This window comes from Halochromatium sp. (assembly GCF_054919635.1).
Window position 1 is genome coordinate 1 of sequence record NZ_JBUDPI010000158.1, and the last position, 7,958, is coordinate 7,958.

The window sequence follows — 7,958 nt, forward strand, 5'->3', positions numbered from 1 at the left end:
ACGACAGCACCGACCGCGTCGCCGGCGGCCTCTCGATCTCAGCACCGATCGAGCGCCGCCAATTGGATTGGATCACAGACCTTCAGCAGGCAGGCAGCAGCATCTCCGAGCAGCTCGGCTAGGTCGCGCAAGTGTCTGCCTTATCTAGCCTCGCCCCAAACCGTACCCTGAATCCTTCGACGGGGAGCAGAACCATCCGGAAGCTCAACGCCCAGTCCAACGCCCAGACACAATTAGCAAGATCGGTGACGGTACTCGCCAGCCGAGCTCGATGGATAACGGTGTCCAGACTGAGCACATCCCGTGCATCGCGGCCATGTTGTCGAGATGGAGGAATGCCTTACTATTGCGGCGCCCTCCCCCACCCTCGATGGAGATTTCACGATGACCGATCCAAAGACTGATACCCTGCTAGCCCCTGTGCCGCCCTTCGGCGACCTCGAGAAGAACTGGGGCTGGCTGCTGGCCTTCGGCCTCTTCTCTATCATCCTCGGCACCATTGGCCTCGGCATGACCTTTATGCTGACCGAGCTGGCGGTGGTGTTCTTCGCTGCGCTGCTCATCATCGGCGGCGTCTTCCAGATCCTCGATGCCTTCAAGTGCCAAGGCTGGAAGAGCACCGTCTGGCATGTGCTGATCGCGCTCCTCTATGTGGGCGTCGGTGTGTACATGGCGATCCATCCCGTGGTCGCCGCGGTGTCTCTGACGCTGGTCGTTGGCGCGATGCTGATCGCGGCTGGCATTGCCCGCGCCATCATCGCCTTTCAGGTCAAGCCGGCCCAGGGTTGGTACTGGCCGCTGATCTCCGGAATCATCTCGTTGATCCTCGGTGGTCTCATCCTAGCGGAGTGGCCGCAGTCTGGGCTCTTCATCATCGGGCTGTTCATCGCCATCGAGCTCATCTTCAACGGCTGGTCCTATCTGTTCATCGCGCTCGCCGCCCGCGCTTCTGGCAAGAACAGGCAAGCGTCAGGCGGCACAACCGTCGCCTAATCCCTGTTCAGAGTGCGTGAGCTCAGACTTCCAAAGCTCGGACCTCCTAAGTCCAGACTTCCTGAGCTCGAACGGCCTGGGCCAAGAGCCGGTCAACATGGCCGGCTCCCCTCGGCCTTCTGCCGGCAACGGCAGGGATACCCCACAGCTCGCGTGTCGAGCGTACTCGTCTACACTGAAGCCCGTCCGGACACCGAGGACCCAGACGCTGCGATGCAGCGCGCGTATTGGCAGCATTCCGAGCAAGACCACGTAGCTCGATCCTTGCGAGTCTCAGGGATGCGACGACCAAACAACCAGAAAACTCCCGCTAAGACCTCCTGCTAAGACGAGGCTCATGAGGCGGCTTCTGCCAGCCAGGCGATGCTCATGGCGCGGCATTTGCTGTTTTCTGTCGAGGGGATCCAGAAACCAAAGTGGGAACCACCACTGACGGAGGCATAAGATGAAAGAGGGCGTCATCCTCGCGATCGATCAAGGCACCACGGGCTCGACGGTGCTGCTCTTCGACCACGCCGGCCAGATTCGCAGCCGCGCCTATTCCGAGTTCACTCAGCATTACCCGAAGCCGGGCTGGGTCGAGCACGATGCCGAGGAGATCATCCTGGTGACCATGAAGGTGATCGCCGAGGCGCTGAAGGCCGGAGGGATCTCGCCGAACGATATCCAAGGCATCGGTATTACCAATCAGCGCGAGACCGCGGTGCTCTGGCAGCGCTCTAACGGCAAGCCGGTCGGCCGTGCCATCGTTTGGCAGGATCGACGCACGGCTGGGTTCTGCGACCAGCTCAAGGCTGAGGGCCACACCGAGACGGTTCAGCAGAAGACCGGGTTGGTGATCGACCCCTACTTCTCCGGCACCAAGATCAAGTGGATGCTGGACAATACCCCTGGCCTGCGCGATCGCGCGAAACGTGGGGAGATCTGTTTCGGCACCATCGACTCCTGGTTGGTCTACAACCTCACTGGCTGCAAGACCCACATCACGGACTATTCCAACGCCTCGCGCACCCTGCTCTACAACATCCGCGAGCTGCGCTGGGATGAGGAGCTGTTGGAGCTGCTGGATATTCCCGCTGAGATCCTGCCGGAGGTGCGGCCTTCGTCAGAGGTCTATGGCGAGACCGATCCGCAGATGTTCTTCGGCACGCACGGTATCCCCGTCGCCGGCATTGCAGGCGATCAGCAGGCGGCGCTGTTCGGTCAGGCCTGTTACAAGCGCGGCATGGCCAAGAACACCTATGGCACCGGCTCCTTTGTACTGATGAACACGGGCACTGAGGCGGTGACAAGCAACGAGCAACTCTTGACCACCATCGCTTGGGGTATTGGCAACGAGCCGGTCGAATATGCACTTGAGGGCGCGATCTTCGTCACTGGCTCAGCCGTGCAATGGCTGCGCGATGGTCTGGAGATGATCACGCACGCGAAGGAGACGCGCGAGCTCGCACGCTCGGTACCGGAGAACGAGGATGTCTACTTCGTGCCCGCTTTGGTTGGGCTTGGCGCCCCCCATTGGGACCCTTACGCCCGCGGGCTGCTGATCGGCCTCACCCGCGGCACCACACGCGGACACATTGCGCGCGCAGCGCTCGAGAGCATGGCCTATCAAACGCGCGACGTGATCGAGGCCATGGAGCGTGACTCGGGCATCCAGCTCAAGGAACTACGCTGCGACGGCGGCGCCTCGGTGAACAGCGTCTTGATGCAGTTCCAGTCCGACATCCTCGGCGTCAAGGTTGAGGTGCCAAGCATCATCGAGACCACGGCGCTCGGCGCTGCTTATCTGGCCGGTCTCGCGGTTGGTTTCTGGGAGAGTCGCGATGAGATCGCCGAGAAGTGGGCACTGGATGTGCGCTATCGCCCACGCATCGACCAGGCCAAGCGCGAGAAGCTGTTCAAGCGCTGGCATCGTGCGGTGGAGCTGGCGAAGGGTTGGGCGCGGGAGGAGGAGTGAAGAGCGGTGAATATCAGCGGATACTCGCTGCCTGATGCCTGATGCCTGATGTGTGACGACTGTTGGGGGAACGTATGCAGTTACGGGATAGCAATATCGCCAAATTGCCGGACCGCGTGTTCGATGCGCTGATCATCGGCGGTGGGATCAACGGAGCCGTCTCGGCGGCCGCGCTGTCTGGCAAGGGCGCGAGTGTGGCCTTGATCGATCAGCGCGACTTCGCTGGCTTTACCAGTCAGCAGTCGTCGAACCTGGCTTGGGGCGGCATCAAGTACCTGGAGAGCGGCGACTATGGGCTGGTGCGCAAGCTGTGCCTGAGCCGTAACCATCTCATCGACAGCTATCCGAGCCGGGTGCAAGAGATTCGTTTCTTCGCCACGATCGACAAGGGGTTTCGTTTCTCGCCGCTGTTCCTTTGGCTGGGCACCTGGGTCTATTGGCTCTTTGGTAACGGCTACACGCGCATCCCGCGGTTTCTGACCAAGCGCCGTATCGACTCCGAGGAGCCGGTGGTCAACACCCGCAAGGCGGCGGGCGGCTTCGAGTATTCCGATGCCTATCTGCACGATAACGACTCGCGCTTCGTGTTTCAGTTTGTGCGCGCGGCGATGGACCGCGGCACCATTGCGGCCAACTATGTCGAGTCGCTGGGCTCAAGGCGCGAGAACGGTGTTTGGGTCACCGCGGCACGCGATACCCAGAGCGGAGAGACCGTTCAGATCCGCTCCAAGATGCTCATCAATGCCGCCGGACCCTTCGCTGACGGGCTCAATCAGCGCAACGGCGAGCAGACCGAGCATCAGCATCTGTTCTCCAAGGGCATCCACCTGATCGTGCGGCAGGTGACCCCGGAGCCGCACATCCTGACCTTCTTCGCCGATGACGGGCGGCTGTTTTTCGTCATCCCGATGGGCGTGCGCACCTGTATCGGCACCACCGACACAAGGGTCGAGAGTCCGTTCACCGAGGTGACGGACGAGGATCGGGATTTTGTGCTCGAGAACATCAACAAGCGGCTGAACCTAGCGCGACCGCTGACCCGGGCCGACATCATCGCCGAGCGCTGCGGCGTACGTCCGCTGGTAGTCAAGCGCAAGGGTGACGACGAAGGCGACGGCGAGCGCGACTGGATGCAGCTCTCGCGCAAGCACGAGATCGACGTCGACCGCGGGCATGCGCATGTCTCGATCTACGGCGGCAAGCTGACCGACTGCGTCAATGTCGGCAACGAGGTCTCGGAGATCGCCGCCGAGCTTGGCATCGCGTTGCCACACGCGCGCTACCGCTGGTATGGCGAGCCGCATCGCTCGGTGTACGAGGAGTACATGCATCAAGCGCGGCTGATGGATCTGGACAGTTACACCTCGCCGGATTCGATCGAGCCGCTCTCCAGCCGGCTCTGGCGTCGCTACGACCAGCAGGCCTTCGAGCTGTTGGCGCAGATCCGCGAAGACCCGAGCCAGGCCGAGGTGCTGATCAAGGGTACCGATTACACGCGCTGCGAGATCCAGCTTGCCAAGCGCCAGGAGCTGATCGTCAAGCTGGAAGATTTCTTGCGCCGGCGCTCGAAGATTGCACTCGTCATCCCACGCCCGACCATCCAGCATGCCGAGGGCCTGATGGAAGCCTGCAAGATCCTGTTCGGCGATCAGGCCAAGGCGCGCTATGACGAGTATTTCTGCAAGGATTGCGAGGTCACGCCAGCTCAGTCACAGCAGACACCCGCAGCTGCATAACTTGAGATGACCCCCAGCACGGCCAGAGAGATCGCATCGCGGGCTGCCCGGCTAACAGTGAGGCATGCAATGACCTTCGATGGATTTCTGCGCATGGGAAAGGCTGACCTCTGGATATCGGCCGAATGTCGGATGTCGCGACGATAGATCGATCAGATGCTCACCCGACACTTGATCCGACGATCAGAGCAGGAAACACGATAACAATGCGCCATCTACCTGCCGAATGGGAGCCGCAACAGGCGGTCATGCTGACCTGGCCGCACGGGGATACCGATTGGGCCGCGCAGCTCGACGCGGTTGAGGGCGTCTATCGACATCTAGCACGACTGATCACTGCAGAGGAGGATCTCCTGATCGTCTGCCGGGATCAGGCGCATCGGCAGATGATCCAAGCGCAGCTGAGTGAATCACCGGACAAGGATTGCGCCGCTGTCGGAACTAGAACTAGCGCTGGAGCTGAGGCTGCACCAGTCGAAGCAGCGAAGACCAAACCAGAAGCCGATGTCGGAGCTGAAGCCAGCGCCAAGGGTCAGAACGGGCAAGGGCGTATTCGGTTTACCGTTGCCCCGAGTAACGACAGCTGGGCGCGCGATCATGGGCCGATCAGCGTCATCGATCGCGCCACCAACGCGCGCATCCTGATCGACTTCCGCTTCAACGGCTGGGGTGGTAAGCATCCAGCCGAGCTCGATGATCGGATCACCTCGCAGGTGTTCGCCGCCGGTGGCTTTGCAGACTGCACAGACGTTGCAGACCGTGCCGATTTTGCAGCGCCAGACCGAGCGCAGTTGGCTCAACCAGCGGCAAGCCCCAGCACATCCCCCAACGCGTCCGTTTTCAGAGACGCCGGCGTGAACAGCGCCCGTGACCACCTGGAATCAAGCCCTCTGGTACTCGAAGGCGGCGCTATCGAAACCGACGACGCCGGCAGCCTGCTTGCCGTGCGCCGAACGATCATCGATCCCAAGCGCAACCCAGGTTGGAGCCAGGCGGCGATCGAGGCCGAGCTGCGGGAGCGACTGGGTATCGAGCGCTTCCTCTGGCTCGAGCACGGCCAGCTCAGCGGCGATGATACCGATGGGCACATCGATACCCTCGCCCGCTTTTGCGATCCGCAGACCATCTGCTATGCGGCGAGCGATGATCCGCGCGACCCGGATCATCCCGCATTGGAGCGGCTTGCAACCGAGCTGCGCGCACTGCGCCAGCGCAACGGCGAGCCCTATCGCTTGGTCGCCCTTCCGCAACCGGCACCCATCCATGATGAGGATGGCCAGCGCTTGCCCGCTGGCTATGCCAATTTCCTGATCATCAACCGCGCCGTGCTCGTCCCGGTCTACGACGACCCCGCGGATACCCTGGCCTGCGAGCGCCTAGCCCTGTGTTTTCCGGGCCGACGCATCGAGCCCGTGGATTGCCGACCGCTGATTCGCCAAGGCGGCAGCCTGCACTGCATCACCATGCAATTACCGACTGAGTGACTGCTCAGAAATGGCTGCTCGATTTCGGAGCGACCGGTCGCGGCGGCTCAGGGATGCAAATGATGGACACTGCCCTAGCGAGGTTTCGCCTCAGGCCAATGCCCTCGGCTTGCTGCACCGCGCACAAACCTTGATTCATCGGCAAGCTCCCACGGCGCTTGTGCTCAGGCGATCAGGCGGAATGGCGATCCTCCTTTGCTCACAGACTCAACAGGGTCATCATGCGCTCCACCGAGCAGTCCTCGAAGGCCGCTTGATCGGCACAGAGCGCGAGGATCTGGTCGCTGCTCTTCTGACTGATGCGCCCGCGCAGGTAGCGCTCGAACTTGGCCTCGAGCAATGGGATGCCCTCGGCGCGACGGCGCCGATGACCAACCGGATAATCGACGCTGACCTTCTCGGTGCTTGAGCCATCGCTGAAGAACACCTGCACGGCGTTACCGATCGCACGCTTATCTGGCTCTAGGTACTCACGGGTGAAGCGCTCGTTCTCAACCACCTCCATCTTGGCGCGCAGCTGATCGATCAGCGGATTCGCGGCAGCGCTGTCTTCGTAGTCATCGGCACTGAGGCTGCCTTGGATCAGCGGCACCGCGACCATGTATTGCAGGCAATGGTCGCGATCCGCCGGATTGTTCAGCGGTCCGGTCTTGTTGATGATCCGATCACCGGATTCGGTGGTCTCGATCAGGATGCGCTCGATCTGATCGACCCGGTCCTTGACCTGCGGATGCAGGCTGATCGCCGCCTCGACCGCGGTCTGGGCATGGAACTCGGCCGGATAGCTGATCTTAAACAGCACGTTCTCCATCACATAGGTGCCGAAGGGCTGCTGCAAGCGGATCGGCTTGCCGCTAAAGCTGACGTCTTGGAAGCCCCAGCCCTTGGCCGTCAAGGCCGATGGATAGCCGATCTCGCCGCTGGCAGCGACCAATGCCAGGAATAGCCCACGCGCCGACGCATCGCCCGCCGCCCAGGATTTGCGCGGCCCAGTGTTGGGCGCATGCCGATAGGTCCGCAGCGCCGAGCCGTCCAGCCAGGCGTGAGAGACAGCACTCAACACCTCATCGCGGCTGCAACCGAGCATCGCCGCCGAGACCGCCGCCGAAGCGATGCGCACCAGCAGCACATGATCCAACCCGACCCGATTGAAGCTGTTCTCGAGCGCGAGCACGCCCTGGATCTCGTGCGCCTTGATCATCGCCCGCAGCACATCGCCGAGCCTGACCGAGACTCCACCACGCGAGCCGTTTTGACGTGAGCGAAAATCCGCCAGCGCCAAGATCGCGCCGAGATTATCGGAAGGATGGCCCCACTCCGCTGCCAGCCAGGTATCGTTGTAGTCGAGCCAGCGCACCATGGCGCCGATGTTCCAGGCGGCGCGCAGCGGATCGAGCTCGTAGGAGGTTCCTGGTACGCGGGAGCCCCCCGGCACCTGGGTACCGGGCACCATCGGTCCGAGCAATTTGGTGCAGGCCGGATAGTTCAGCGCCAAGAGCGCACAGCCAACGCTGTCCATCCAATCGTAGCGGGCGGTCTCCATCGCCTCGCGGCTCTGGCGGACATCGAAGTTCAGCACATAATCGGTGATCTGCTGGATCACCTCGTCGTACTTGGGACGCGAGGCGTCCAGGGTGGCGGCTTTGCTCATCAAGAACGCTCCTCAATCGGAACCCAGGGCCGATTCTCGGGACCCGTGTAGTTGGCAGATGGACGGATGATCTTGCCATCCTCGCGCTGCTCGATCACATGCGCGCCCCAGCCGGTAACGCGCGAGATCACGAACAG

6 protein-coding genes are annotated in these 7,958 nt (G+C 62.1%); 4 read left to right on the forward strand and 2 right to left on the reverse strand.

Features of this window, described 5'->3' with window-relative positions; translation table 11 throughout:
• Positions 1-384 precede the first annotated feature (384 nt).
• From ACY693_RS10750 to ACY693_RS10765, 4 genes are all read left to right on the forward strand, one after another.
• Positions 385-993 carry an HdeD family acid-resistance protein gene (locus ACY693_RS10750; RefSeq protein WP_462321826.1) on the forward strand — a complete coding sequence of 203 codons (609 nt, stop codon included), beginning with the start codon at positions 385-387 and terminating at the stop codon, positions 991-993.
• Between the two features lie 445 nt (positions 994-1,438).
• Positions 1,439-2,950: a glycerol kinase GlpK gene (gene glpK / locus ACY693_RS10755; protein ID WP_462321827.1), complete on the forward strand. Its 1,512-nt coding sequence runs from the start codon at positions 1,439-1,441 to the stop codon at positions 2,948-2,950.
• Positions 2,951-3,024: 74 nt separating this feature from the next.
• Positions 3,025-4,686: a glycerol-3-phosphate dehydrogenase/oxidase gene (locus ACY693_RS10760; RefSeq protein ID WP_462321828.1), complete on the forward strand. Its 1,662-nt coding sequence runs from the start codon at positions 3,025-3,027 to the stop codon at positions 4,684-4,686.
• A 206-nt stretch (positions 4,687-4,892) separates the two neighbouring features.
• A complete protein-coding gene (locus tag ACY693_RS10765; RefSeq protein WP_462321829.1) occupies positions 4,893-6,170 on the forward strand; it encodes an agmatine deiminase family protein in 1,278 nt (425 codons plus the stop codon).
• Positions 6,171-6,369: 199 nt separating this feature from the next.
• Here the strand turns inward: ACY693_RS10765 and ACY693_RS10770 are convergent, their stop codons facing one another.
• Positions 6,370-7,821: a bifunctional 2-methylcitrate dehydratase/aconitate hydratase gene (locus tag ACY693_RS10770; protein WP_462321830.1), complete on the reverse strand. Its 1,452-nt coding sequence runs from the start codon at positions 7,819-7,821 to the stop codon at positions 6,370-6,372.
• Positions 7,821-7,958 (reverse strand): citrate/2-methylcitrate synthase (locus ACY693_RS10775; protein ID WP_462321831.1); only part of this gene is annotated, 138 nt, incomplete at its 5' end. The genes ACY693_RS10775 and ACY693_RS10770, both read right to left, overlap by 1 nt.